This is a genomic window from Ruegeria sp. YKSD163 (assembly GCF_059612905.1).
The window spans coordinates 59,222-84,397 of the sequence record NZ_JBXWRM010000006.1 but is presented as its reverse complement, the minus strand read 5'-3'; the positions used below and the strand labels follow the sequence as shown (position 1 = coordinate 84,397).

At 64.9% G+C, this 25,176-nt stretch carries 24 protein-coding genes; 9 read left to right on the top strand and 15 right to left on the bottom strand.

From position 1 onward, the window contains the following. Positions 1-62 precede the first annotated feature (62 nt). Positions 63-872, top strand: coding sequence for a class I SAM-dependent methyltransferase (locus AC2FNA_RS10030; protein ID WP_496826125.1), 810 nt, complete (start codon positions 63-65; stop codon positions 870-872). A gap of 125 nt (positions 873-997) precedes the next feature. Here AC2FNA_RS10030 and AC2FNA_RS10025 read toward each other — a convergent pair whose 3' ends face one another. Both AC2FNA_RS10025 and AC2FNA_RS10020 read right to left on the bottom strand, forming a co-directional pair. After that, positions 998-1,597, bottom strand: coding sequence for a L,D-transpeptidase (locus AC2FNA_RS10025; protein ID WP_496826123.1), 600 nt, complete (start codon positions 1,595-1,597; stop codon positions 998-1,000). A 260-nt stretch (positions 1,598-1,857) separates the two neighbouring features. Continuing rightward, the gene (locus tag AC2FNA_RS10020; protein WP_234136926.1) at positions 1,858-3,357 is read right to left on the bottom strand and encodes a CoA-acylating methylmalonate-semialdehyde dehydrogenase; all 1,500 of its coding nucleotides are present in this window, start codon (positions 3,355-3,357) and stop codon (positions 1,858-1,860) included. 105 nt (positions 3,358-3,462) lie between these two features. On the opposite strand from AC2FNA_RS10020, the gene AC2FNA_RS10015 reads away from it, so the two are divergent. The 3 genes from AC2FNA_RS10015 (at position 3,463) to coaD (ending at position 5,451) form a co-directional block, all read left to right on the top strand. Continuing rightward, positions 3,463-4,365, top strand: a complete 903-nt coding sequence (locus AC2FNA_RS10015; RefSeq protein WP_496826121.1) for a LysR family transcriptional regulator — start codon at positions 3,463-3,465, stop codon at positions 4,363-4,365. Positions 4,366-4,425: 60 nt separating this feature from the next. Beyond that, positions 4,426-4,860: a CBS domain-containing protein gene (locus tag AC2FNA_RS10010; RefSeq protein ID WP_234136924.1), complete on the top strand. Its 435-nt coding sequence runs from the start codon at positions 4,426-4,428 to the stop codon at positions 4,858-4,860. A 93-nt stretch (positions 4,861-4,953) separates the two neighbouring features. Beyond that, entirely contained in the window at positions 4,954-5,451 is a 498-nt protein-coding gene (gene coaD / locus AC2FNA_RS10005; RefSeq protein WP_234143985.1) for a pantetheine-phosphate adenylyltransferase, read from the top strand. A gap of 99 nt (positions 5,452-5,550) precedes the next feature. Here coaD and AC2FNA_RS10000 read toward each other — a convergent pair whose 3' ends face one another. Continuing rightward, entirely contained in the window at positions 5,551-5,694 is a 144-nt protein-coding gene (locus AC2FNA_RS10000) for a hypothetical protein (RefSeq protein ID WP_044028316.1), read from the bottom strand. 75 nt (positions 5,695-5,769) lie between these two features. Continuing rightward, positions 5,770-6,771, bottom strand: coding sequence for a type I glyceraldehyde-3-phosphate dehydrogenase (gene gap, locus AC2FNA_RS09995; protein ID WP_496826118.1), 1,002 nt, complete (start codon positions 6,769-6,771; stop codon positions 5,770-5,772). 183 nt (positions 6,772-6,954) lie between these two features. Between gap and AC2FNA_RS09990 the strand changes: the two genes are divergently transcribed. Continuing rightward, a complete protein-coding gene (locus AC2FNA_RS09990) occupies positions 6,955-7,935 on the top strand; it encodes a DUF808 domain-containing protein (RefSeq protein ID WP_496826116.1) in 981 nt (326 codons plus the stop codon). Positions 7,936-7,953: 18 nt separating this feature from the next. Here AC2FNA_RS09990 and AC2FNA_RS09985 read toward each other — a convergent pair whose 3' ends face one another. The 7 genes from AC2FNA_RS09985 to hutI form a co-directional block, all read right to left on the bottom strand. Further along, on the bottom strand, positions 7,954-9,147 hold the full coding sequence (locus AC2FNA_RS09985; protein ID WP_496826114.1) for a diaminopropionate ammonia-lyase: 1,194 nt from the start codon (positions 9,145-9,147) through the stop codon (positions 7,954-7,956). Between the two features lie 2 nt (positions 9,148-9,149). Continuing rightward, positions 9,150-10,292 carry an amidohydrolase gene (locus tag AC2FNA_RS09980; RefSeq protein WP_496826112.1) on the bottom strand — a complete coding sequence of 381 codons (1,143 nt, stop codon included), beginning with the start codon at positions 10,290-10,292 and terminating at the stop codon, positions 9,150-9,152. Positions 10,293-10,419: 127 nt separating this feature from the next. Next, positions 10,420-11,781 (bottom strand): formimidoylglutamate deiminase, encoded by a 1,362-nt coding sequence (locus AC2FNA_RS09975; RefSeq protein ID WP_496826110.1) that lies wholly within the window; start codon positions 11,779-11,781, stop codon positions 10,420-10,422. An 11-nt stretch (positions 11,782-11,792) separates the two neighbouring features. After that, positions 11,793-13,475: a urocanate hydratase gene (gene hutU, locus AC2FNA_RS09970; RefSeq protein ID WP_496826108.1), complete on the bottom strand. Its 1,683-nt coding sequence runs from the start codon at positions 13,473-13,475 to the stop codon at positions 11,793-11,795. A 10-nt stretch (positions 13,476-13,485) separates the two neighbouring features. Continuing rightward, the gene (hutG, locus tag AC2FNA_RS09965; RefSeq protein ID WP_496826106.1) at positions 13,486-14,292 is read right to left on the bottom strand and encodes an N-formylglutamate deformylase; all 807 of its coding nucleotides are present in this window, start codon (positions 14,290-14,292) and stop codon (positions 13,486-13,488) included. Further along, on the bottom strand, positions 14,289-15,827 hold the full coding sequence (gene hutH, locus AC2FNA_RS09960) for a histidine ammonia-lyase (RefSeq protein ID WP_496826104.1): 1,539 nt from the start codon (positions 15,825-15,827) through the stop codon (positions 14,289-14,291). The genes hutG and hutH overlap by 4 nt, the downstream gene beginning before the upstream one ends. Then, positions 15,824-17,029 carry an imidazolonepropionase gene (gene hutI, locus AC2FNA_RS09955; protein ID WP_496826102.1) on the bottom strand — a complete coding sequence of 402 codons (1,206 nt, stop codon included), beginning with the start codon at positions 17,027-17,029 and terminating at the stop codon, positions 15,824-15,826. Before hutI ends, hutH begins: the two co-directional genes overlap by 4 nt. Before the next feature lie 169 nt (positions 17,030-17,198). Here hutI and hutC point away from each other — a divergent pair, with 169 nt between their 5' ends. Both hutC and AC2FNA_RS09945 read left to right on the top strand, forming a co-directional pair. Continuing rightward, positions 17,199-17,900: a histidine utilization transcriptional repressor HutC gene (hutC, locus tag AC2FNA_RS09950; RefSeq protein WP_496826100.1), complete on the top strand. Its 702-nt coding sequence runs from the start codon at positions 17,199-17,201 to the stop codon at positions 17,898-17,900. Positions 17,901-17,982: 82 nt separating this feature from the next. Beyond that, entirely contained in the window at positions 17,983-18,447 is a 465-nt protein-coding gene (locus AC2FNA_RS09945) for an Lrp/AsnC family transcriptional regulator (protein WP_496826098.1), read from the top strand. Positions 18,448-18,586: 139 nt separating this feature from the next. On the opposite strand, the gene tkt is transcribed toward AC2FNA_RS09945, so the two are convergent. Beyond that, entirely contained in the window at positions 18,587-20,611 is a 2,025-nt protein-coding gene (tkt, locus tag AC2FNA_RS09940; protein WP_496826096.1) for a transketolase, read from the bottom strand. A gap of 266 nt (positions 20,612-20,877) precedes the next feature. On the opposite strand from tkt, the gene AC2FNA_RS09935 reads away from it, so the two are divergent. After that, positions 20,878-21,687: a hypothetical protein gene (locus AC2FNA_RS09935; RefSeq protein WP_496826094.1), complete on the top strand. Its 810-nt coding sequence runs from the start codon at positions 20,878-20,880 to the stop codon at positions 21,685-21,687. Continuing rightward, positions 21,687-22,082, top strand: a complete 396-nt coding sequence (locus AC2FNA_RS09930) for a cell division protein ZapA (protein ID WP_234183386.1) — start codon at positions 21,687-21,689, stop codon at positions 22,080-22,082. The genes AC2FNA_RS09935 and AC2FNA_RS09930 overlap by 1 nt, the downstream gene beginning before the upstream one ends. Positions 22,083-22,210: 128 nt before the next feature. On the opposite strand, the gene grxD is transcribed toward AC2FNA_RS09930, so the two are convergent. The 3 genes from grxD to purL form a co-directional block, all read right to left on the bottom strand. Next, on the bottom strand, positions 22,211-22,573 hold the full coding sequence (grxD, locus tag AC2FNA_RS09925; protein ID WP_234144010.1) for a Grx4 family monothiol glutaredoxin: 363 nt from the start codon (positions 22,571-22,573) through the stop codon (positions 22,211-22,213). Positions 22,574-22,635: 62 nt separating this feature from the next. Next, entirely contained in the window at positions 22,636-22,872 is a 237-nt protein-coding gene (locus AC2FNA_RS09920) for a BolA/IbaG family iron-sulfur metabolism protein (RefSeq protein ID WP_234144012.1), read from the bottom strand. 119 nt (positions 22,873-22,991) lie between these two features. After that, on the bottom strand, positions 22,992-25,151 hold the full coding sequence (purL, locus tag AC2FNA_RS09915) for a phosphoribosylformylglycinamidine synthase subunit PurL (RefSeq protein WP_496826091.1): 2,160 nt from the start codon (positions 25,149-25,151) through the stop codon (positions 22,992-22,994). Positions 25,152-25,176 lie beyond the last annotated feature (25 nt).

Genomic DNA, 25,176 nt, shown 5'->3' with positions numbered 1-25,176 from the left:
ACAGGCTGACAGAGCGGGGCAACGGGATGAAGAAACGCAGATTTCCACGGACAAATGCATGGTTGTCACGCTGGGGCGTGGCGCTGAGCGATGCGCGCGAGGCGCAGGCGGAACAGGTCCGGCTGGCCGATTTCGAGGCGCGCGGCGGGCTGGAGACGGCGGCCTATGCGCTGAGCCCCGGGATGCGGACCTTCGATCTGGCACCGCTGATCGAGGATTACGCGCAGCATGCCGACGCGCTGGCGGCCCTGCACGACCCGACGCGCAACCAGACCGGATATCGCAGCGGCAACGGCTATTACGACACCCCCGATGCCGAAGCGCTGTACCTGATGATCCGCCGCTATCAGCCGCGCCGGGTGATCGAGGTGGGCTGCGGCAACTCGACCCGGATCACGCGGCAGGCGGTGCTGGATGGCGGGCTGGAGACCGAGATCACCGCGATCGACCCCTGGCCGCGCGCCGAAATCGCGGGCGTGGTCGACCACTTCGAACAGGCCCGTCTGGAAGAGGTGGACCCGGCGCTATTCGCCGGGCTCGAGGCCGACGATGTGCTGTTCATCGATTCAAGCCATCAGGTACGGATGAGCAATGATGTGGCACATCTGTTCTGTCGCATCATCCCGGCGCTGGCGCCGGGCGTGGTCATTCATGTGCACGATGTGTTCCTGCCCTATGAATATCCCAAGCGCTTCTTTTACGACTGCCCGTCCTGGGGCGAGCAATATGTGTTGCATGCGCTGTTGCAGTCAGGCGGCTACGAGTTGCTCTGGCCCGGCTACTATCTACAACGGGCGCGTCCCGATGCGGTCGAGGCGCTGCCGTTTCTGGCCCAGGGCCGGGCGCAGTCGCTGTGGATCCGCAAGCTCTAGGATTTGGCGCCCGGCTGTTAGCAAAAGGCGCGCGCGGTGCGCGCACGCTTTTGTATTGCGCTCGGGCCGCGCAGGCCCCGGGGCGCTGCCCCGGACCCCGGGATATTTGCGGCAAGAGGAAAGGGTCAGAGCAGGCGGACCTGGGTGCCGACCTGGACCAACTCGTAAAGTTCCTCGACATGCTGGTTGTAGAGGCCGATGCAGCCCGAGGAGCTTTGCCGTCCGATCTTGCGGGTATCATGGGTGCCATGCACCAGATAGGCGGGCCAGGTCAGATACATGGCGCGGGTGCCCAGCGGGTTGCCGACCTCGCCGCCCTCGATCCGGATCGGCAGGGTCGGGTCACGCTCGCGCATCGATGCGGTGGGCGTCCAACTGGGATTGACCGTCTTGCGCACCACCTCGGTATAGCCGCGGCGGGTCAGCTCCTCGGTCATCGGGACCGAGGATGGATAGAGCTTGTAACTGCCATCGGCGCCCCAGTAATGTACTGCCCGGCTGGTGATATCGGCCAGCAGGCAGCCGACGCCGAGTTTTTCGAAATGGTCCTGCCAGTTCTGCTGCGCGAAAGAGGAGATGTTGCGCCGGACGGGCACCTGATCGCGAATTGCGGTCTCGGTTGTCGGGAAAGCGTCGGTCGACTGCGCGCGGGCGAGTGCGGGCGCGGCAAGGGCTGCCGCGGCACCGAGAAGGGTTGCACGGCGGGTCATGCGGGTGGTGGACATGTGAAACTCCGGTTTTCCTGCCTGATTAGCCATAGGATATATTGCTGCAATCGGTGCAATGGAAAAGGGGGAAACCTGTATCCGATTGTGTCGAAACGCGGCTGCTCACGCGTTTGTCATAAGTCGAGAGCGACAGGAAGGGGGTCCTGCGCTGGAAGGTTGGCCGAGGCCGCCTGAGCGGGGCCGTGACGCGCCGAACGCGACCGTCCAGAGGTGGAAACGCCCCGGTCCGCAGGGGCCGGGGCGTTCCTTGTCCGGGCTTATTCCATCACGGGGATGGAGAATTCGCCGCCTTCCTTGATGCCCGAGGGCCAGCGGGCGGTGACGGTCTTGGTCCGGGTATAGAACTTGAACGCGTCGGGGCCGTGCTGGTTCAGGTCGCCAAAGGCGGATTTCTTCCAGCCGCCGAAGGTGTGATAGGCCAGCGGCACCGGGATCGGCACGTTGACGCCGACCATGCCGATATTGATCCGGTTGGCGAAATCGCGCGCGGCGTCGCCGTCGCGGGTAAAGATCGCTGTGCCGTTGCCGTATTCGTGGTCCATGGCAAGGCCAAGCGCCTCTTCATAGCTCTTGGCGCGCACGGTGCTGAGGACCGGGCCAAAGATCTCTTTCTTGTAGATGTCCATGTCGGGGGTGACATGGTCAAAGAGATGCGGGCCGACAAAGAAGCCGTCCTCGTAGCCCTGCAGGCTGAAATCGCGGCCATCGACCACCAGCTTGGCGCCCTGTTCCACGCCCGAGTTCACCAGGCGCAGGATGTTCTCCTTGGCGGCGGCGGTGACAACGGGGCCGTAGTCGACATCCTTACCGGCGGTATAGGGGCCGACTTTCAGTTTTTCGATGCGGGGCACCAGTTTCTCGATCAGGCGGTCGGCGGTCTCATCGCCCACCGGCACGGCAACCGAAATGGCCATGCAGCGTTCGCCCGCGGCGCCGTAACCGGCGCCCACCAGCGCGTCGGCGGCCTGGTCCATATCGGCGTCGGGCATGATGATCATGTGGTTCTTGGCGCCGCCGAAGCATTGCACGCGCTTGCCCTGGGCGCAGCCGGTGCCATAGATGTATTCGGCGATCGGGGTCGAGCCGACAAAGCCCACCGACTGGATCACAGGGTTGTACAGGATCGCGTCCACCGCTTCCTTGTCGCCGTTGACGACCTGAAGGATGCCCTTGGGCAGTCCGGCCTCTTCCATCAGTTCGGCCAGCATCAGCGGCACCGACGGGTCACGCTCGGACGGTTTCAGGATGAAGGCGTTGCCGCAGGCGATGGCGGGCGCGAACATCCACATCGGGATCATGGCGGGGAAGTTGAACGGAGTGATACCAGCGGTGACGCCCAGCGGCTGGCGCATGGAATACATATCGATGCCGGGGCCGGCGCTGTCGGTGAACTCGCCCTTCAGCATGTGGGGGGCACCGATGCAGTATTCCACCACTTCCAGCCCGCGCTGCACGTCGCCTGCGGCGTCGGGCAGGGTCTTGCCGTGCTCGCGGCTCAGCGCCTCGGCCAGCTTGTCCATGTCGCGGTTCAGAAGGTCGACGAATTTCATCATCACCCGCGCCCGGCGCTGCGGGTTGACGGCGGCCCAGGCGGGCTGGGCGGCAGCGGCGATTTCAACCGCGCGGGCCATTTCCTCGGTCGAGGCGAGCGGGCACTTGGCTTGCACTTCGCCGGTGGCGGGGTTGAAGACATCGGCAAAGCGGCCCGAGGTGCCTTTGACATGTTCGCCGTTGATATAGTGGGTCAGTTCCTGCATGGGATCTCCTCCGGGTTGGTTGGCGGCACTTTAGGCTTGCGAAAATCCCGAGAAAAGAGGCAAGATTTCAAAAGCGTTTTGCAAGAATGCAACGACGAGGGCGGGATGGATCCACATTGGGACGATATGAAGGTGTTTCTGGCGGTTGCGCGCGAGGAGAGCCTGTCGGGCGCGGGACGCCAGCTGAAGCTTGATCCGGCCACCGTCGGGCGCCGCATCGCCCGGCTGGAAGCCGCCTATGATACACCGCTGTTTGCCAAATCGCCGCAGGGTTACACGCTGACCGCGGCGGGTGAGCGGCTGCTGTCGCATGGCGAACAGGCCGAGGCGGCGATGCGCAGCGCCTCGGAGGCGCTGGCCGGCACCACCGAGGGGCTGACCGGTCAGATCCGCATCGGTGCGCCCGATGGCAGCGCCAACTACCTTTTGCCGCAGGTCTGCGCCCAGATCAGCGACGAGAATCCGGAACTGGATATCCAGATCCTCGCCCTGCCGCGTGTCATCAACCTGTCGCGGCGCGAAGCGGACATGGCCGTCACCGTCAGCGCGCCCACGGCGGGGCATCTGCTGGTGCAGAGGATCACCGATTACCGGCTGCATATGGTGGCCTCGCGTCGCTACCTGCGCACGCATCCCCCCATCGAGACGCTGGCCGACCTGCGCGGTCACCGGATGATCGGCTATATCCCCGACATGATCTTTGATCGCGAACTGGATTACCTCAACGATATCGGGATCGAGCGGGTGGCACTGGCCTCGAATTCGGTTTCGGTGCAACTGCGCCAGGCGGGGCACGGGTCGGGCATCTGCGTGGCGCATGATTTCACCCTGCCGTTCCATGGCAATCTGCGGCGCATCCTGACCGATCAGGTCAGTCTGACGCGCTCTTTCTATCTGGTCCGGCATCAGGGCGACCAGCGCAGCGAGCGGCTAAACCGCTTTGCCGAGGCGCTGACGCGTGGGATCCGCGACGAGGTAGCACGGCTTGAGGCTGACGCCACATCTTGACAGGGCGGCGCAATGGCGCAACGCTTTTGAATATGAAGAGATATTTCGGAGGTGTTGCATATGCTCGTTCAGGCCATTCTCAAGTCCAAGGCCAGTGACGGGGTCGTGACCGTCAGCGCCGCGGCCACCGTGGCAGAGGCCGCCGCGATTCTGGCAGAGAAGCGTATCGGCACCGTGGTCGTCTCGGACGATGGCGAAACGGCGCTGGGGATCCTCTCCGAGCGTGATATCGTGCGCGAACTGGCCGCCAGTGGCAGCGGTTGTTTGAGCGAAACGGTCAGCGCCTACATGACCAAGGATCTGGTGACATGTGGCCGTGATTCCAAGGTACAGGATGTGCTGACCCAGATGACCGAGCGCCGCTTCCGCCACATGCCCGTGGTCGAAGAGGGCAAGCTGGTCGGCCTGGTCACTCTTGGCGACGTGGTCAAGGCGCAACTGGCTGAACTGGCGATGGAGAAGAACGCCCTCGAAGGCATGATCATGGGCCACTAATCGCAAACAGCGCTTTGCCGCAGGTTGGAATGCTTGCACCTGCGGCAGAGATATGTTTGCTTGCGCAGCAAGATTATTGCGCAGGAGGCCCCGATGCGAGTGGGTTTGTATCCCGGAACCTTTGACCCGATCACTCTGGGTCACGTCGATATCATCCGTCGCGCCGCTGCGCTGGTGGACAAGCTGGTGATCGGTGTGGCGATCAATCGCGACAAGGGGCCGCTGTTCACGCTTGAAGAACGGGTCGCGATGATCGAGGCGGAATGTGCCGCGCTCAGCGCCGAGACCGGCACCGAGATCGTCGCACATCCGTTCGAGAATCTGTTGATCGACTGTGCACGCGACGTGGGCGCCCAGATCATCGTGCGCGGCCTGCGCGCGGTGGCCGATTTCGAATATGAGTTCCAGATGGTCGGCATGAACCGCGCGCTGGACGACAGTGTCGAGACCGTGTTCCTGATGGCCGATGCCCGCCGTCAAGCGATTGCCTCGAAACTGGTGAAGGAAATCGCGCGGCTGGGGGGCGACGTGTCGAAATTCGTGCCACCTAGGGTCAACGATGCCCTCAAGGAGCGGTTGGGAAGGGCGTAAGCGTTCCGCCTGCTGCGGTTTTTTCCTGATGACTTGATACGAAATGGCCGCAACCGGGCCAAACGGGTATCCGGATCGCATGGCGGTCCGGCGAGCGCCCTATCGCCAGAAGGCCAGCCATTCGAGCAACTCGAACAGTTTCTTGCCCAGAAACAGCATATGCTCGGTGCCGAACATCGCAAAATCCAGCATGACCGTGCCCAGCAGGATGACACCCAGCCAAATGGAGATCTGATTTGTCATGATGTCCCGGCTCCGACAGAAACGCCCGCCCAGATAACCTGAGCGGGCGCCTTGTCTCAAGAGGGTCAGCGGAAATCAGCCCAGACGGCCCATCGCCACTGCCACATCGGCCATACGCACCGAGAAGCCCCATTCGTTGTCATACCAGGCCAGCACGCGCACCATGCGGTTTTCCACCACGCGGGTCTGGTCGGGGGCAAAGATCGAGCTTTCGGGCGTGTGGTTGAAATCGGTCGAGACCAGCGGCGCGGGCTCGTAACCCAACACGCCTTTCATCGGGCCGCTGGCTGCGGCCTCAACAGCGGCGTTCACCTCGTCGGCGGTCACGTCGCGCCCCGCACGGAAGGTCAGGTCGACAGCCGAGACATTCGGCGTCGGCACCCGGATCGCCGATCCGTCCAGCCGGCCCTTGAGGTTCGGCAGCACCTCACCCAGCGCCTTTGCAGCTCCGGTCGAGGTGGGGATCATCGACATGGCGGCGGCACGGGCGCGATAGAGGTCCTTGTGGCGGCGGTCCAGCGTCGGCTGGTCGCCGGTATAGGCGTGGATCGTGGTCATGATGCCGTGCTCGATGCCGAAGGCCTCGTCCAGCACCTTGGCCAGCGGCGCCAGGCAGTTGGTGGTGCAGGACCCGTTCGAGATCATGGTGTCGTCGGCGGTCAGCTGGTCGTCATTGACGCCGAACACGATGGTCTTGTCCACGTTCTTGCCTGGGGCGGACAGCAGTACCTTCTTGGCGCCGCGCTCCAGATGCACCTTGGCCTTTTCGCCATCGTTGAACTTGCCGGTGCATTCCAGCACCACGTCGCAGCCCGACCAGTCCAGCTCGTTCAGGTCATAGGTCGAGAACATCTGCATGTCGCCCCGGCCCAGGTTCATGGTGCCTTCGCCGATGCTGACCTCGCCCGGGAAACGGCCATGCACGCTGTCATATTTGATCAGATGGGCGGCGGTCTCCAGCGGGCCGGTGGCGTTGACCTTGATCACCTCGATATCGTCGCGGCCCGAGGCTGCGATATGGGACAGGGTGCAACGACCGATGCGGCCAAAACCGTTGATACCAACCTTGATCGTCATTGTGAAACTCCGGCAGACGTGAATTTGTCCCGCCATATAGACGGCACTGTCGCGCTCAGAAAGGGCAAAACCGATTTATTTTGAAGGTGTTAGCGCAAACTTGCCCCGGTTGCGCTAACGCTTGCGCCACGCGGCTGTTAGGGTAGGTTGACCAGAACGCGGGCAGGATGAAAGGAAGCGGGCATGAGCGGATTGCTGGCCCTTCTCGATGATGTGGCGGGAATTGCCAAGGTCGCGGCGGCCTCGGTCGACGATGTGGCGGCGCAGGCGGCCAAGGCGGGCGCCAAGGCGGCGGGCGCGGTGATCGACGATGCGGCGGTGACGCCGAAATACGTACACGGCTTTGCCCCCGCGCGCGAATTGCCGATCATCTGGAAGATCGCGCGTGGCTCGATCCGCAACAAGCTGCTGATCCTGTTGCCTGCCGCGCTGCTGTTGGCGAATTTCGCCCCCTGGCTGATCGCGCCGCTGTTGATGCTGGGCGGGGCCTATCTGTGTTTCGAAGGCGCGGAGAAGGTCTATCACGCGCTTGTGCCGCATGACACCAGTCATGTGTTCAAGGAGGACGAGCCGGGCGACCCCCTGCATCTGGAGGAGGAAAAGGCCGCCGGGGCCATCAAGACCGATTTCATCCTCTCGGCCGAGATCATGACGATCATCCTGGCCGCCATTCCCGAAAGCGGTTTCTGGATGGAGGCGGCGACGCTTGCGGTGGCCGGGATCGGCATCACCGTGGCGGTCTATGGTTCGGTTGCGCTGATCGTCAAGGCGGATGATGTCGGGCTATATCTGGCTGAAAACGGGCGGCTTGGCCCCACCCGCGCCTTTGGTCGGGGGCTGGTGCGCGGGATGCCGGGCTTCATGCATCTGCTGACCGTGGTGGGCACGGCGGCGATGCTGTGGGTGGGCGGTTCGATCGTCATCCACGGGATGGAGGAGCTGGGCTTTGGCTGGCTCGGCCACCATATCCACGACCTGGCCTATGCTGCCGGACATGCGGTGCCTGAAAGCTGGACCGGCGCGGTGGAATGGATCACCAAGGCGGCGTTGGACGGGGTCTTGGGTCTGGCGCTGGGGTTTGTGCTGATCCCGCTGGCCACCCGCCTGATCGCGCCGCTCTGGCGGATGCTCACCGGCAAGGGATTGGATGCCAAGGGGCACTGAGTGCCCCTTGGACAGGGGTCAGACCATATCCTCGCCCGCCATGATCCGGGCATAGATCTCGGGGTCGGTGATCCCTTCGGAGCCGATCAGCAGCACCCGGGCGCTGTCATCCAGCCCCAGACTGTCGCTCAGCGCCGCATCGCTGCGGGCAGCGATGAGCGCGGCCAGCCCGGCCACCGCGCTTTCGCCGGCTTCGACGACCGGGTCGCCGCCCAGCGGATGCGCCAGCAGCCGAACGGTAGGCGCCACCAGCGTATCGGGGATGGTCAGGTAATCACGGGCCTCCTCTGCCAGGATCTCCCACGCCAGCGGCGAGGGTTCGCCGCAGGACAGGCCCGCCATGATGGTCTCTTCGGCGATTTCGACCGCGGTGACCGCCCCGGCGCACGCGCTTTCATAGAGACAGGCGGCGCGGTCGGGTTCGACAACAACGACACGCGGCGCCGCATCGCCCCAATGCTGCACCAGCGCGGCGGTCACCCCGGCGGCCAGCCCGCCGACACCGCCCTGAAGAAAGACATGGGTCGGCGCCCGGTCCATCTCGCGGCAGATCTCGCGCACCATCACGCCATAGCCCGCCATCACGTCGCGCGGCGGATCGGTATAACCCGGCCACGAGGTGTCGGAGACCACGAACCAGCCATGCGCCTCGGCCTCGTCCTTGGCCATGCGGACCGAGGCGTCGTAATCGCCGTCGATGCGGATCACCTCGGCGCCCAGATCGCGCATCGCTTGCGCGCGGCCTTCGCTGACCTCGGCATGGATATAGATGCGGCAGGGTGCGCCAAATCGCTGACAGCCCCAGGCCAGCGAGCGGCCGTGGTTGCCATCGGTCGCCGAGACCAGCGTGATCCCGGCCACCGCGTCGCGATGCTTGCCCGCGCGGATATCGGCCAATTCGACCTGAGCGCCGGTGCGGCGGGCGATCTCGCGTTGCAGCACGCCCAGGGCTGCATAGGCACCGCCAAGCGCCTTGAAACTGCCCAGGCCGAACCGCGGGCCTTCGTGCTTGTAGCGGATCTCATCGACGCCGATCGCCTGGGCCAGCGCCGACAGCGCCACCAGCGGAGTAGGGGCGTAACCGTCCCATTGGGTAATCTCACCCTCGGCGGCGTCGAAATCCTGTGGCGACAGCACCCGGTGGGCGGCATCCCCCCCGGTGGGAGAACACGAGACGTGGCCCAGATGGGCGGCGGGCAGAAGGTCTTTCATTTTCAGTCCTTTCTTTGCGGCAGCCGGTCCCGCACCAGTGCCGCCCAGAAGGCGGCGCCGATCGGCAGCAGCGCGTCGTTGAAATCGTAATCCGAGGCATGCAGAGGCTGGGCATGGGCACCCTCGGTCCCGTTGCCCATCAGCAGGAAACAGCCGGGCACAGCGGCGTTGAAATGGGCGAAATCCTCGGAGAAACTCATCGGTTCGCGGTTGCCCTCGGCCTCCAGCCCAGCCGCGCGGGCGGCGCGGCAAACCGCCTGTGCCGGTTCTGGCGCGTTGATCGTCTCGACGAACTGGGTGTCGAAGTCGACCGCGACGCGAACCCCATGCGCCGCCGTTACGCCGCGCGCGATCTGCTCCATGAAACGCTGGATATCGGCGCGGTCCTGGGGCGCGCGGGCGCGAAAATCGCCCTTGAGCGTGGCATGACCCGGCAGCACGTTGCGCTGGCCATCGGTCAGGAACTCGGTCACCGAGATCACGGCGCCCGATGCCGGTGCCAGCTTGCGCGCGACTACGGTTTGCAGCGCGGTCACCATTTCGGCCCCCACGGTGATCGCATCGACCCCGGCCTGCGGCATCGAGGCATGGCCGCCCTGTCCGGTGATGTCGATCTGGAACAGCGTCTCGCTGTTGCAGATCAGGCCGGGCCGGGTCGAGACATGGCCAAGGGGGGCGCCGGGCAGGTTGTGGATGGCATAGACCTCGTCGATAGGGAAACGCTCCAGCACGCCCTCGTCGATCATGGCGCGCGCGCCCAGCCCGTGCTCTTCGGCGGGCTGGAACAGGAACACCACGGTGCCGTCGAAATCGGCGGCGCGCGCCAGCTCCTCGGCGGCGCCCAGCAACATGGTCATATGCCCGTCATGGCCGCAGGCATGCATCACGCCGGGGATGGTCGAGACATGGTCATGGCTGGCGGTTTCGGTGATCGGCAGCGCGTCCATGTCGGCGCGCAGCCCGATGGCGCGATTGCCGCTGCCCGCACGCAGCACGCCGACCACGCCGGCGCCCTCGTGCACCTCGATCCCGAGATCGCGCAGATGTGCCGCTACCACTGACTTGGTCCGGGTCTCGGCCAGGCCAAGCTCGGGGTGGCGGTGCAGGTCGTGCCTGAGGTGCGTCAGCCGCGCGGCGAAATCCATCCTGTCGACTCCGGTTGGGGTTCTGACGCAGGATAGGCGGAATCTGTGCGTGTGTTACATCGTGCTTCGCAGGATGCTGCTAAATTTTTTGCGCGTCTTGGCCGATGGTGATCTGGATTTTGCGTTTTCAGATCCGCGAGAGCAGGTCACGCAGGACCGCGCCATAGCGGCGGGCGATTGCGTCCTCTGCCACATGCCGGCCCGCGCGCACCTGATGGCGCCCCGCCGACCAAAGGTCGGTCACCACCCGGTCACCGGCGGCAAAGATCAGACCGTCCAGCAATTGCTCCGGTTCCAGCCCGCAAAGCGCGGGCGCGTCGCTGTCGACGGCGACCAGATCGGCCAGTGCGCCGGGGGCGATCTCTCCGGCCCGGCGATCCAGCGCACGGGCGCCGCCGCGCAAGGCCCCCAGAAAAAGCGCTGCGCCGGTCGATCCCTCAGCACCGGCCAGCACATTGCGCTCGCGGTCACGCAGGCGCTGGGAATATTCCAGCAGCCGCAATTCTTCGGTCAAGGATATCAACACGTTGGAATCCGATCCTACACCAAATGCGCCGCCCGCCTCGAGATAGGGCACCCCGTTGAAGATGCCGTCGCCCAGATTGGCCTCGGTGATCGGGCACAGGCCCGCAACGGCGCCGGTGGACGCCATGGCGCGGGTTTCGGCATCGCTCATATGGGTGGCGTGGATCAGGCACCAGCGCGGCCCGACCGCCGCATTGTTCAGCAGCCAGTCGACCGGGCGGGCGCCATAGGCGGCCTCGATCTCTTCGACCTCGCGGGTCTGTTCGGCGATGTGGATATGCACCGGCCCGTCCGGGTGGCGTACCGCGACCTCGGCCAGATCGGCGGCGGACACCGCGCGCAGCGAATGCGGCGCAATGCCGACACGGGCGTCGGCGGGCAGGGTGCCTGCATGGGCGCGGGCGCCATCGACCAGGGTGCAATAGGCGTCAAGGTCGTTGCCAAAGCGCAATTGCCCGCCCGCCAGCGCCCGCCCATCGGCGCCGCCATGGGTATAGAGGACCGGGAGCAAGGTCAGCCCAATGCCGGTTTCCGCCGCCGCCTGCACGATCCGGGCCGACATTTCGGCCCTGTCGTCATAGGGCCCGCCGCCGGGGCGGTGGTGCAGGTAGTGGAACTCGCCCACCGCCGCATAACCCGCCTTTTGCATCTCGACAAAGGTCTGGGCGGCAATCGCGGCCACATGCTCGGGCGTGAGCCGGTCGAGAAAGCGGTACATCAGCTCGCGCCAGGTCCAGAAGCTTTCGCGCCCCCGGCTGCGATACTCGGTCATTCCCGCCATTGCCCGCTGAAAGCTGTGGCTGTGAAGGTTGCCTAGCGCGGGCAACAGCGTGTCGACCCGCACATCGCCCGGCAGCGGCGCGCTGTCCGGTTCCACCGAGGCGATATGCAGCCCGTCAAGGGTGACGCGGGCATTCGACAGCCAGCCCTTGGGGCCAAGCAGGCGGTTGGCGAAAACAGTCATCCGTGCGCGCCCTAGTTGCCCAGGATACCCGGCAGGCGCAGCCCGTGTTGGCGGGCGCAGTCGAGCGCGGTCTCATAGCCCGCATCGGCATGGCGCCAGACGCCGCTGGCCGGATCGTTCCACAGCACCCGTTCCAGCCGGCGGGCTGCCTCGGGGGTGCCATCGGCGACAACCACCATGCCCGCATGTTGGGAAAAGCCCATGCCGACGCCGCCGCCGTGATGCAGGCTGACCCATGTGGCGCCTGAGGCGGTGTTGACCAGCGCGTTCAGCAGCGGCCAGTCGCTGACCGCGTCCGAGCCGTCGCGCATCGCCTCGGTCTCGCGGTTGGGCGAGGCGACCGAGCCACTGTCGAGGTGATCGCGCCCGATCACCACCGGGGCCTTCAACTCGCCGCTGGCCACCATCTCGTTAAAGGCAAGGCCAGCCCTGTGCCGGTCGCCAAGGCCGATCCAGCAAATGCGCGCGGGCAGGCCCTGAAAGGCGATGCGTTCCTGCGCCATGTCCAGCCAGTTGTGCAGATGGGTATTGTCGGGAAACAACTCTTTCATCTTGGCGTCGGTCTTCAGGATATCCTCGGGGTCGCCCGACAGGGCGCACCAGCGGAACGGGCCGATGCCCTTGCAGAACAAGGGGCGGATATAGGCGGGCACAAAACCGGGAAAGGCAAAGGCGTTTTCCAGCCCCTCATCCTGTGCCACCTGGCGGATGTTGTTGCCGTAATCCAGCGTCGGCACGCCTGCGTTCCAGAAATCGACCATCGCGGCCACGTGCTGTTTCATCGAGGCGCGGGCGGCCTTTTCCACCGCCTTGGGGTCGCTCTCGCGCTTGTCCTTCCACTGGGCCATGGTCCAGCCCAGCGGCAGATAGCCGTTGATCGGGTCATGGGCGCTGGTCTGGTCGGTGACGATATCGGGGCGCAGGCCGCCCGCCTGCATGCGGGCGTAGATCTCGGGGAAAATCTCAGCGGCATTGCCCAGCAGGCCCACCGATTTCGCCTCGCCCGCCTTGGTCCAGCGGTCGATCATGGCCAGCGCCTCGTCCAGCGTTTCGGCCTTTTCATCCAGGTACCTGGTGCGCAGGCGGAAGTCGATGCTGTCGGGGTTGCATTCGACCGCCAGACAGCACGCGCCTGCAAAGACGGCGGCCAGCGGCTGGGCGCCGCCCATGCCCCCCAGACCCCCGGTCAGGATCCACTTCCCGGTCAGGTCGCCGCCGTAATGCTGGCGCCCGGCCTCGGCAAAGGTCTCGTACGTGCCCTGAACGATGCCCTGCGTGCCGATATAGATCCAGGACCCGGCGGTCATCTGGCCGTACATCATCAGGCCCTTCTTATCGAGCGCGTTGAAATGATCCCAGTTGGCCCAATGCGGCACCAGGTTGGAGTTGGCGATCAGCACGCGGGGCGCGTCGGCATGGGTGCGCACCACCGCGACCGGCTTGCCCGACTGCACCACTAGCGTCTCGTCGGATTCGAGGTCTTTCAGCGTGGCAACGATAGTGTCGAAATCGCTCCACGTGCGGGCGGCGCGGCCGATGCCGCCATAAACCACCAGCTCATGCGGGTTCTCGGCCACATCCGGGTGCAGGTTGTTCATCAGCATCCGCATCGCGGCCTCGGTCTGCCAGCTCTTTGCGGTCCGCTCAGGCCCGGTGGGCGGATAGACGTCGCGGGTGTTCTTGCGGTCAAGCATGATCAGGCTCCTATGGGCTGTTCAGGCGCCCGGACAGCGCCAGTGTTTCGAGTTGGGTCAGGATTTCGGCCAGCACGGGGCGCAGGCGGTCGGCGCGCTTGGGTCGATAGGTCCAGGGCGCGGCCTCGTCCATATAGGCGCGCTGCGCGGTCTCCATCTGGATGGCATGCTGGCCGACTTCGGGCCGCCCATAATGGCGGGTGGTCCAGCCGCCCTTGAAGCGGCCATTCAGAACGGTCTGATCCGGGTCCGCTACGCGGCAGGTGTCATAGGTCGCAGCCTCGATCTCGGGGGCGCAGGTGATGCCGTTGTTGGTGCCGATATTGAATACCGGCAGGGTGCCCGGGAAGAGGAACGGAATGTCGGACCGGATCGAGTGGCAATCATAGAGCACCGCCACCCCGTGCCGGTCGCGGGCGCGCTCCAACGCCTCGGCCAGTGCGGCGTGATAGGGGGCGTGATAGGTGGCGCGGCGTTCTGCGATCTCGTCGGCATCGGGGGCTTGCCCCGGCAGCCAGATATCATGGCCGTCAAAATCGGTGGTGGGGCAGAGCGTGGTGGTGTTCTGCCCCGGATAGAGCGAGACGCCTGCAGGGTCGCGATTGGCGTCGATCACATAGCGATGCACGCTGGATTTAACGATGGTCGCGCCGGGCAGCAGATCGGCATAGAGCCGGTCGATATGCCAGTCGGTATCGCTCAACCCCTGGCCGCGCGGGTTCAGCCGGGCGTGGATCGCATCGGGCACAAAGGTACCGCCATGCGGCATGCCCAGCACCACCGGGCCATCGCCCCGGATCACCTCGACCGGCGTCATGGCCGCAGCCCGCCCATGTCGATCCCCACCACATCGAGCAGCGCACCGGCGCCGACCAGCCGCGCCGCCGTTTCGATATCGGGCGCCATGTAACGGTCCTCCGCCAGCCGGGGCACGTCGGCGCGCAGCCGCGTCACTGCCGCTTGCAGCGCGGTGCTGGTCTGCAAGGGCGCGCGAAACTCGATCCCCTGCGCGGCGCAAAGCAGCTCGACGCCCAGAATGTAATGCAGGTTCTCGACCATCCTGCCCAGCCGCACCGCCCCATGCGCGGCCATGGATACGTGATCCTCCTGATTGGCGCTGGTGGGGGTGCTGTCGGTGACGCAGGGATTGGCCAGATGCTTGTTCTCGCTCATCAGCGCGGCGGTAGTGACCTCGGCGATCATCAGGCCCGAGTTCAGCCCCGGTTTCGGGGTCAGGAAGGGCGGCAGATCGAAACTCAGCGTCGGATCCACCATCAGCGCCACCCGGCGTTGCGCGATGGCGCCGATCTCGGACACCGCCAGCGCGATCAGATCGGCGGCAAAGCCCACAGGTTCGGCGTGGAAATTGCCGCCCGAGACGATCATGTCCGCCTCGGCCAGCACAAGCGGGTTGTCCGTGGCGGCATTGGCCTCGATCTCCAGCGTCTGTGCGGCCTGACGCAGCACGTCCATGGCAGCACCGGTCACCTGAGGTTGGCAGCGGATGCAATAGGGGTCCTGTACCCGCGTGTCGCCTTCGCGATGGCTTTCGCGGATCTCTGACCCGTCCAGCAGCGCCCGCATCCGCGCGGCGGCGTCGATCTGGCCGCGATGGCCGCGCAAGGCGTGGATCTCGGGTTGCAGGGGCGCGGTCGACCCCATGATCGCATCGGTCGACAGTGCCGCCGTCACCAGCGAGGAAGTCGCCGCCCGCCAGGCACCGAACAGGCCCGCCAGCGCAAAGGCGGTCGAGAACTGGGTACCGTTGATAAAGGCCAGCCCCTCCTTGGGGCCCAGCGCAATCGGGGTCAGGCCGGCGCGCGCCAGCGCCTCGGCGCCAGGCAGGCGCTGGCCCTGATACTCGGCCTCGCCTGCGCCGATGATCACCGCCGTCATATGGGCCAGCGGCGCCAGATCCCCTGATGCCCCGACCGAGCCCTGCACCGGGATCACCGGGGTGACATCGTGCGCCAGCATCTCTTCGAGCAGCGTGATCAGCTCCCAGCGCACGCCCGAGGCGCCGCGCCCCAGCGACAGCAGTTTCAACACCATCATCAGCCGGGCCATGCGGCGCGGGATCGGGGCGCCGACGCCGCAGCAATGGGACAGGATCAGGTTGCGTTGCAGGGTGGCGGTGTCCTGCGGCGCGACCTTGAGGCTGGCCAGTTTGCCAAAGCCCGTGTTGACGCCATAGACCGGCACATCGCCAGCCGCCGCCGCCTGAATGCGCGCCGACGCCGCCTCGACCGCCGCGCGGCAGGCCGGGTCAAGCCGCACCGCGCTTTCGTCGAAATAGATTCGCGCCAGTTGCTCTAGCGTGGCAGAGCCGGGGGTGAGGGTCAGGGCGGTCACAGGGTGCCTCCGATGATGCGTTGGTAAAGCGGGTTGAATCCGATGCGATAGGCGAGTTCCGCCGGGTGCGACACGTCCCAGACCGCCAGATCGGCGCGCTGACCCGGGGCCAGTGTGCCCCGGTCGGTCATTCCCAGGGCGCGTGCGGCATTGCGGGTGGTGCCGGCCAGCGCCTCTTCGGGTGTCAGGCGGAACAAGGTGCAGGCCATGTTCATCGCCAAGAGCAGCGAGGTCATCGGCGAGGAACCGGGATTGGCATCGGTCGAGACTGCCATCGGCACGCCATGTTTGCGCAACAGCGCAATGGGCGGCTTCCGGGTCTCGTTCAGGGTATAGAACGCGCCCGGCAGGATCACCGCCGTCATCCCGGCCCGGGCCATGGCGGCGACGCCGTCCTCGTCAAGATATTCGATGTGATCGGCCGAGAGCGCGCCGTAAGAGGCGGCGAGTTTTGCGCCCCCCAGATTTGACAGCTGTTCGGCATGCAGCTTTACCGGCAGGTCCAGCGCGCGCGCGACGTCAAAGACGCGGGCGATCTGTTTGGGCTGAAAGGCGATGCCCTCGCAGAACCCGTCGACCGCATCCACCAGCCCCTCGGCATGGGCGGCGCGCAGCGCGGGGATTGCCACGGTGTCGATATAGGCATCCGCGCGTCCGGCATATTCCGCCGGCACCGCATGGGCGCCGAGAAAACTGGTGCGGATGGTCACGTCACGGTGCTGGCCAATGGCGCGGGCTGCGCGCAGCATGCGCAGCTCGGTTTCGGTGTCCAGCCCATAACCGGATTTCACCTCGATCACCGACACGCCCTCGGCGATCATCGCATCGACACGGGGCAGGGCGCTGGCGACCAGTTCCGCCTCGCTGGCATTCCGCGTGGCTGTCACGGTCGAGACGATGCCGCCGCCCGCGCGCGCGACCTCTTCATAGGTGGCACCTTGCAACCGCATCTCGAATTCCGAGGCCCGGTTGCCGCCATGTACGATATGTGTGTGACAGTCGATCAACGCGGGTGTCACCAGGCGCCCGCCCAAATCGTGGCCGGGCAGGGTGGCGAACCGCGCGGGCAGGTCGGCACGCGGCCCGACCCACAGGGTGTTTCCGGCCTCGACCACCAGCGCAGCATCGTGGATCAGCCCATATGGGGTGATCCCGTTCTCCATGGTGGCAAGGGTGCAGTTGTGAAACAGGGCAAGTGTCATGGGGGAAACCTGGCTGATGTTGCCCCCTCACATGTATGAGTAATAGATTTTTATGTCCAGTCATAATGCGGGGCGCCAGCGTGCTTTCTCACCCTTTTTGCGCTGTTCAGCACGCGCGCCGATTTGTATACGTTAATTCCTAATTGCGCAGATATATAAGGGCGGGGAGATGGGTGAGGAGACGCGGGTCAGCTATCAGCAGATCAAGGCCCGCGTCCTGGCGGCGATCCGCGACAATACCTGGCCGCCGGGCGCGATGCTCCCGGGCGAGGTGGCGCTGGCCGAGGAATATGGCTGCGCGCGTGCAACCGTCAACCGGGCCATGCGCGAACTGGCCGAAGAGGGGATCGTCGAGCGCAAGCGCAAGGCAGGCACGCGGGTCAAGCTGGCTCCGGTCCGGCAGGCGCGTTTCGCGATCCCGGTGGTGCGCGAAGAGATCGAGAGCACAGGTGCCACCTATCGCTATGCGCTGGTCAGCCGCTCCGAAGAGGCCGCGCCGAACTGGCTCTGCGCTCAGCTGGGGCTTTCCGCGCAGGACCGGGTCTTGCATCTGGTCTGCATGCATTACGCCGACGAGCGGCCCTTTCAGCTGGAACAGCGTTGGATCAACCTGAGTACGGTGCCACAGGCGGGGCACAAGGATTTCTCGCAGACCGGACCCAATGAATGGCTGGTCAGCGAGGTGCCGTTCACCGATATCCGGCTCAGTTTCTCGGCCTGCCGGGGCAACCGCGAAACGGCCGAGTTTCTGGGTGGCAACGAGACCGACGCCCATTTCACGGTGGAGCGCGTGACCTGGCTGGGCGAGCGGCCGGTGACCTATGCCCGGCTGCTGTTCCATTCGGGCTATCGCATGACCACGATGTTATGACGCGATACGATGATGGGATCTCGGCGGGTTTCATGGTAGCCGGAAGGCCAATGCCGCAATTCGATCAGAAAGCCGGACTGCCATGTCTCATCCCCTGGACGCCGCCGACCTGACCATTCTGCGCAGCCTGCAAGAGGATTGCCGGCTGGGGTTGGAAGAGCTGGCGCATCGCTGCGCGCTGTCGGTGCCTTCGGTTCAGCGTCGGTTGAAACGGCTGCGTGAGGCAGGCTTGATCGAGAAGGAAATCGCCGTTCTCGATCCGGCGGGGTTCGATTGGAAGATGACCTTTGTGGTGATGGTCGAACTGGAGCGGGAATCGCTCCAGCAGCTCGATCTGTTTCGCAAGCGGGCCAAGGCCGAGCCGCAGGTGCAGCAATGTTACTATGTCACCGGCGAGGCGGATTTCATCCTGATCTGCACCGCCCGCGACATGCAGGATTTCGAGGCACTGACCCACCGCCTGTTCTTCGAGGACTCCAATGTGCGGCGCTTTCGTACCTCGGTGGCGATGGATCGGACCAAGGTGACGCTCAGCCTGCCGATCTGAGCGGCGCCGTTTTCTTGCAAAGAAAACGGGACGGAAAACAGGTGTTTTCCGGGCCGGAATTTCTGTGAAATTCCGGCGGCGTTGCGCTACGGAAAAGGGGCGCGGTCACCCGCGCCCCTGTCTCAGTTCCGGATCACTCTCAGCCCAGCAGGTCCTTGACCTTCGCGACAGTTGCAGCAGCAGTGATGCCGAACTTCTCGTAGAGTTCTTCGGCGGGGGCCGAGGCGCCAAAGCCGGTCATGCCGACAAAACCCGCCTTTGCCTCGCGCCCGCGTTCGCCCAGCAACCAGCGGTCCCAGCCACCGGCACGAACCGCGGCCTCGATGCCCACGCGCACGGGGCCCGCGGGCAGGACGCGCTTGCGATAGGCTTCGTCCTGTTCGGCAAACAGTTCCATGCAGGGCATCGACACCACGCGGGTGCCGATCCCTTCGGCCTCCAGCGCCGCACGGGCCTGCATGGCGATCTCGACCTCGGAGCCGGTGGCGATCAGGATCACCTGACGTTTGCCCGTGCTCGCGTCGGCCAGCACATAGGCGCCCTGCGCGCTGAGGTTCTTGACCTTGTGCTCGGTGCGCAGGGTGGGCAGGTTCTGGCGCGTCAGCGACAGCACCGATGGGCTCTGCTGGAAGGTCAGCGCCAGTTCCCAGGCCTCGGCGGTTTCCACCGTGTCGGCGGGGCGGAACACATAGGTGTTGGGCGTGGCGCGGCTGATCGCCAGATGTTCCACCGGTTGGTGGGTCGGACCATCCTCGCCCAGGCCGATCGAGTCATGGGTCATCACGAAGACCGACGGGATCTTCATCAGCGCGGCCAGGCGCATCGCCGGGCGGGCATAGTCGGTGAAGCACATGAAGGTGCCGCCATAGGGGCGGATACCGCCATGCAGCGCCATGCCGTTCATCGCCGCCGCCATGCCATGTTCGCGGATACCCCAGTGGATATAGCGGCCCTTGCGGTTTTCCGGCAGGAAGATACCCAGATCGGCAGTCTTGGTGTTGTTCGAACCGGTCAGGTCGGCCGAGCCGCCGACGGTTTCGGTCATGATCGGGTTGACGACCTTCAGCACCTCTTCCGAGCTTTTACGGGTCGCCCATTTGGGTTGCTCTTCCGAGACCTGCTTTTTCAGCGCGCGGATGGCACCGGCCAACTTCTTGGGCGCCTCGAACGCATAGGCGCGGGTGAATTCGGCCTGCTTGCGCTCGCTCAGCTCGGCAAAGCGGGCCTCCCAGGCGGCGCGCTCAGCGGCACCCCGGCTGCCGATGGCCTCCCAGGCGGATTTCACGTCCGAAGGCACCTCGAAGGGTCCATGTGCCCAGCCATAGGCCTCTTTCGCGGCCAGAAGCTGGCCCTGATCGGTGAGCGCGCCATGGCCCTTGGAGGTGTCCTGTGCCGCATGGCCCAGGGCGATATGGGTCTTGCAGGCGATCATCGTGGGCTTTTTCGAACCCTTGGCCTGGGTCAGGGCGGTGTCGATGGCGGCCGGGTCATGGCCGTCGATCTCGATCACATGCCAGCCCGAGGCGGCAAAGCGACGGACCTGGTCGGTGCGGTCAGCGATATCGACGGTGCCGTCGATGGTGATGTTGTTGTTGTCCCACAGCACGACGAGCTTGCTCAGCTCCAGCCGGCCAGCAAGGCCGATCGCCTCCTGGCTGACGCCTTCCATCAGGCAGCCGTCACCGGCGATCACATAGGTGTAATGGTCGACGACCTTCTTGCCGTATTGCGCGCGCTGGATTTCCTCGGCGATGGCAAAGCCCACGGCGTTCGAGATGCCCTGGCCCAGCGGGCCGGTGGTGGTCTCGATTCCCTTGGCAAGGAAGTTTTCCGGGTGGCCGGCGGTCTTGGCGCCCATCTGGCGGAAGTTCCTGATCTCGTCCAGCGTGATCTCGGGGTTGCCGGTGAGATAGAGCAACGAATAGAGCAGCATCGAGCCATGTCCCGCCGACAGGATGAACCGGTCTCGGTCGGGCCAGGTTGGGTTCGCGGCGTCGAATTTCAGGTATTTTTCGAACAGCACGGTGGCGACATCGGCCATGCCCATCGGCATGCCGGAATGGCCGGAATTCGCCGCCGCGATGGCATCCAGCGTCAGGGCGCGGATGGCGGTGGCCTTGGTCCAGTGGTCGGGGTTCGCAGTGCGCAGCGCAGTCAGGTCCACGAGGCTTTATCCTTTGGGTTTCGGGCGGATTGCGCGCTCAATACCACTCACCCCTCAAAGTTCAAGCCAAACAGGGTTTTCGTGGGGGCATCTACATCAGAAGCCGCCGACAAGTCGTTGAAAGCAATGATGGGGGGTATTTTCCCCGTCATTTGGTTAGACTACTGCTATTCATCCCGGTATCCGATTCGGTCGGTCCCATAGGGGCCGGTCGGGACCGGGCAGAGAGAAGCCGTAAACAACACGCGCATCACAAAGGTGAGGGCATGAGCCAGATCGAGGAACTGCACAGTCGCATTTCGGCCGCGATGGAGCGGATCGGAGCCGGGGTCGAGGCCTTGGCGATGCCGCAGGAGGCAGCGCCCCCGTCCGAACCGGCCGAGACCGACAACGATCTGGTTGCCGCATTGGAAGACGAACGGCTGGCCAATGCGCAGTTGCAGGAACGGCTGAAATCGATCAAGGCCAAACATGCCGCCGAGATCGAGGCATTGAAATCCGAGGCCGCGGAAGCGACTGCCGTCGCTGATGACGACGAGCTGGACAGGTTGAAGGCGGATCTGGCGGAGGCCACCGCCAAGCTGATGGCGGCCGAGGCGGCGCTGGAGGCGGACGATCAGAGCACGTTGTTGCGCGCCGAGATCGACGCGCTCAAGGCCGAAATGGACGCGGCCGAAGACGTGGCGCCGCTGAAGCAAGAGATCGAGGAACTGCGCGCCGAGAGCGCGGCGCTGAAGGCCGAGCTGGGCCAGACCGAGCGGGTTTCGGAGCTGAGTGCCGAACTGGAGATGCTGCGGGCGGAACGCGTCAGCCATGGTGCGGCGATGTCGCGACTGGATGGCGATCTGCAAAGGCTGCGCAAGGCCAACGATCAGTTGCGAAAGGCGCTGTCTGACCTGCGCGCCGCCAACGAGGCCGGGGTGGGCGAGCCGCATCTGATCAACGCGGCGATGCTGGCCGAACTGGAGGCGCTGCGGGCCCAGAGGGCAACTGACGCGGCCGAGGTGCAAGCGGTGCTGAGCAAGCTGGGGCCATTGCTGTCATCGGCTAATCTGGCGGAAGGAGAGGACGAGTAATGCCCGAAGTGACCATTCATATCGGCGGCCGCGCCTTCGAGGTTTCCTGCCAGGAGGGCGAGGAGAGTTTTCTGCATTCGGCGGCCAAGATGCTGGATGACGAGGCGCAGGTTTTGTCCGATCAGATCGGGCGGATGCCCGAGGCACGGATGCTGTTGATGGCTGGGCTGATGCTGGCCGACAAGACCGCCGCAGTAGAGGACAAGATCGGGGTGGTCGAGGCCCGACTGGCCGAGTGTGAGGCCGAATTGGAAGCGCTGAAAGCAGCCCCCGCTCCAGAACCTGAGCGGGTCGAAGTGGCAGTGATCCCACCCTCGGTCACCGATACGCTGGCCGAACTGGCCGCCCGCGCCGAGGCGCTGGCTGACCGGGTAGAGGAAAAGACGGCAGGCTGAGGCCGGGATAAGATATCTGGGATATCTTGGAAAAAGCGCCCCAAAGGGCGCTTTTCAAACAGGATTTCCCCAGAAATCCTGTTCACAAAGTCTTTTCAAGACTTTGTCACCGCCTGCCGGAAGGGCGCTCAGGCGTTGGCGGCGCGGATCTTGTCGGCGGCGTCCTTGTCATAAGCGACACCGTTCTCTTCGAACAGCGTATCCAACTCGCCTGACAGGGTCATTTCGGTGATGATGTCGCAGCCACCTACGAATTCGCCCTTGACATAAAGCTGCGGGATGGTTGGCCAGTCCGAATAGTCCTTGATGCCCTGACGGATCTCGTCATCGGCCAGCACGTTCACATCCTGATAGGCAACGCCCATGTAGTTGAGCACGCCGGCCACGCGGCTGGAAAACCCGCATTGCGGCATTTCCTTGGTGCCCTTCATGTAGAGCACCACATCGTTGGCTTTGACGGTTTCGTCGATACGGGTCTTTGCGTCGGTCATTGATGCGTTTCCTTCTGTGCCACATGGTGTGGCAGAACTGTCTGATTCCGGCGCCCGAAGGCCTATTCGGGCGCCTTGGTGGTCAGGGCCAGCGCGTGCAGTTTGCCGCTGTCGATTTCGGGCTTCACTGCCGCGTTGACGGCGCGCTGCTGCTGTATCCGGCTCTGGCCGCGAAAGCTCTCGTCCACCACTTCGGCGGCCCAGTGATTGCCGTCGCCAGCGAGGTCGGTGATGGTGATCCTTGCCTTGGGAAAACTGGCGCGGATCAGCGCCTCGATTTCATGGGCTTCCATGGCCATGCGATATACTCCAGATGTCTTGGACCAGATGTAGAGCGCCGGACCGGGGCGCGCAAGTCACCCCGAAGACACTGCGATGAAAGCGCACCCTTGGGCGCGCTTGGGTCTGTCCGCCCGGCTCAGGCCACGGCGGCGGCAAAGCTCGACCGAAACGTGGCGGCCAAATCCGCCAGCGGTGCCTCGGATCCGCCGATGCGCACGGTGTCGCCGGTGAAGCGGCCGACCGAAGTGACCGTCACGCCCGCCTGCGCCGCTGCCGACATCAGCGCCTCGGCCTGATCAAAATTGCAGGCGACCAGATAGCGGGCCTGATCCTCGCCGAACAGGATCTCGGTCGGGGCGTCGTCCAGATGCAGGCCGACACCGGCGGCTTCGGCAAGTTCAAACGCCGCCAGCGCAAGCCCGCCATCGCCCAGATCGGTGCAGGCCTTGATCAATGCACGGTTGGCACGGATGAACTCTCCGTTGCGGCGTTCGGCCTCCAGATCCACGTGGGGCGCGTCGCCGTCCTCGCGGTTGAACACCTCTGCCAGCAGCGCCGATTGTCCCAGGTGTCCCGCGGTTTCGCCCACGACCAGCGCCACATGGCCCTCGCGGACTTCCTTGCCGATGATCTCGTCGGTCGAGGCCAAGAGGCCCACGGCGCCGATGGTGGGGGTGGGCAGGATCGCGGCGCCGTCGGTCTCGTTATAAAGCGAGACGTTGCCCGAGACGATCGGCATGTCCAGCGCGGCACAGGCGGCGCCGATCCCCTTGATGGCACCGACGAACTGGCCCATGATCTCAGGCTTTTCGGGGTTGCCGAAATTCAGGTTGTCGGTGGTGGCCAGCGGTCGGGCGCCAACGGCGGTCAGGTTGCGATAGGCTTCGGCCACCGCCTGCTTGCCGCCTTCCTCGGGGTTGGCGCGCACATAGCGGGGCGTCACATCGCTGGTAAAGGCAAGTGCCTTGTCGGTGCCGTGCACGCGCACGATCCCGGCGCCCAGACCCGGCGTGCGGGCGCTGTCGGCCATGACCATGGTGTCATATTGTTCATAGACCCACTGCTTGCCGCCATAATTGGGCGAGGCCAGCAGCGCGCGCAACCCGTCGACCGGGTCGATCTGGAGCACCTCGGCCAGCGGCTCGGCCGCCGGGGTCGGCACCCAGGGGCGGTCGTATTCGGGGGCGGTCGACGACAGTTTCGACAGCACCAGATCGGCCTTCACCTCGCCATGATGCATGATGAGAAAGCGGTCTTCGGCGATGGTTTCACCCACGATGGCGAAATCCAGATCCCATTTCTCGAATACGGCGCGCGCCTCGGCCTCAAGCTCGGGCTTCAATACCATCAGCATCCGTTCCTGGGATTCCGACAGCATCATCTCGTAGGCGGTCATGTTCTCTTCGCGCTGGGGCACGTTTTCCAGGTCCAGACGCACGCCCAGACCGCCTTTGTCGCCCATTTCCACGGCCGAGCAGGTCAGGCCCGCGGCGCCCATGTCTTGGATCGAGATCACGGCGCCGGTCTGCATCAGCTCCAGCGTCGCCTCCATCAGGCGTTTCTCGGTGAACGGGTCGCCCACCTGCACGGTGGGGCGCTTTTCCTCGATCGTGTCGTCGAACTCGGCGCTGGCCATGGTGGCGCCGCCTACACCGTCGCGCCCGGTCTTGGCACCCAGATAGACCACCGGCATGCCGACACCCGAGGCAGCGGAGTAGAAGATCTTGTCGCTGTCGGCCAGACCGGCGGCAAAGGCGTTCACAAGGCAGTTGCCGTTATAGGCGGGGTGAAAGCGCACCTCGCCGCCCACACAAGGAACCCCGAAACAGTTGCCATAGCCGCCGATGCCTTCGACCACGCCATTGACCAGCTGCCGGGTCTTGGGATGGGAAGGCTCGCCAAAGGATAGCGCGTTCATCGAGGCGATGGGGCGCGCGCCCATTGTAAACACATCGCGCAAGATGCCGCCCACGCCGGTGGCCGCGCCCTGATAGGGTTCGATATAGGACGGGTGGTTGTGGCTCTCCATCTTGAAAACCACTGCCTGACCGTCGCCGATATCGACCACGCCCGCATTCTCGCCCGGGCCACAGATCACCTGCGGACCGCTGGTGGGCAGGGTGCGCAGCCATTTCTTGGAGGATTTGTAGGAACAATGCTCGTTCCACATGGCCGAGAAGATGCCAAGCTCGGTAAAGGTCGGTTCGCGCCCGATGATCTCGAGGATCATGTCGTATTCCTCGGGCTTCAGCCCGTGCGCGGCGATCAGGTCCGGAGTGATTGTGGGCTCTTGCATTTGTGGTGTCCCCAAGCTGGCCGAT

Coding starts and splice junctions, on each gene's coding strand:
- AC2FNA_RS10000 (WP_044028316.1), bottom strand. CDS start 5,694: ATGACAAATCAGATCTCCATTTGGCTGGGTGTCATCCTGCTGGGCACG.
- AC2FNA_RS09990 (WP_496826116.1), top strand. CDS start 6,955: ATGAGCGGATTGCTGGCCCTTCTCGATGATGTGGCGGGAATTGCCAAG.
- AC2FNA_RS10020 (WP_234136926.1), bottom strand. CDS start 3,357: ATGCAGGAACTGACCCACTATATCAACGGCGAACATGTCAAAGGCACC.
- AC2FNA_RS09920 (WP_234144012.1), bottom strand. CDS start 22,872: ATGGCCATGGAAGCCCATGAAATCGAGGCGCTGATCCGCGCCAGTTTT.
- coaD (WP_234143985.1), top strand. CDS start 4,954: ATGCGAGTGGGTTTGTATCCCGGAACCTTTGACCCGATCACTCTGGGT.
- AC2FNA_RS10010 (WP_234136924.1), top strand. CDS start 4,426: ATGCTCGTTCAGGCCATTCTCAAGTCCAAGGCCAGTGACGGGGTCGTG.
- purL (WP_496826091.1), bottom strand. CDS start 25,151: ATGCAAGAGCCCACAATCACTCCGGACCTGATCGCCGCGCACGGGCTG.
- AC2FNA_RS09985 (WP_496826114.1), bottom strand. CDS start 9,147: ATGAAAGACCTTCTGCCCGCCGCCCATCTGGGCCACGTCTCGTGTTCT.
- AC2FNA_RS09935 (WP_496826094.1), top strand. CDS start 20,878: ATGAGCCAGATCGAGGAACTGCACAGTCGCATTTCGGCCGCGATGGAG.
- hutG (WP_496826106.1), bottom strand. CDS start 14,292: ATGACGCCGGTCGAGGTGATCCGGGGCGATGGCCCGGTGGTGCTGGGC.
- hutU (WP_496826108.1), bottom strand. CDS start 13,475: ATGCTTGACCGCAAGAACACCCGCGACGTCTATCCGCCCACCGGGCCT.
- hutI (WP_496826102.1), bottom strand. CDS start 17,029: ATGACACTTGCCCTGTTTCACAACTGCACCCTTGCCACCATGGAGAAC.
- AC2FNA_RS09975 (WP_496826110.1), bottom strand. CDS start 11,781: ATGACTGTTTTCGCCAACCGCCTGCTTGGCCCCAAGGGCTGGCTGTCG.
- grxD (WP_234144010.1), bottom strand. CDS start 22,573: ATGACCGACGCAAAGACCCGTATCGACGAAACCGTCAAAGCCAACGAT.
- hutC (WP_496826100.1), top strand. CDS start 17,199: ATGGGTGAGGAGACGCGGGTCAGCTATCAGCAGATCAAGGCCCGCGTC.
- gap (WP_496826118.1), bottom strand. CDS start 6,771: ATGACGATCAAGGTTGGTATCAACGGTTTTGGCCGCATCGGTCGTTGC.
- AC2FNA_RS09980 (WP_496826112.1), bottom strand. CDS start 10,292: ATGGATTTCGCCGCGCGGCTGACGCACCTCAGGCACGACCTGCACCGC.
- AC2FNA_RS09945 (WP_496826098.1), top strand. CDS start 17,983: ATGTCTCATCCCCTGGACGCCGCCGACCTGACCATTCTGCGCAGCCTG.
- AC2FNA_RS10015 (WP_496826121.1), top strand. CDS start 3,463: ATGGATCCACATTGGGACGATATGAAGGTGTTTCTGGCGGTTGCGCGC.
- AC2FNA_RS10025 (WP_496826123.1), bottom strand. CDS start 1,597: ATGTCCACCACCCGCATGACCCGCCGTGCAACCCTTCTCGGTGCCGCG.
- AC2FNA_RS09930 (WP_234183386.1), top strand. CDS start 21,687: ATGCCCGAAGTGACCATTCATATCGGCGGCCGCGCCTTCGAGGTTTCC.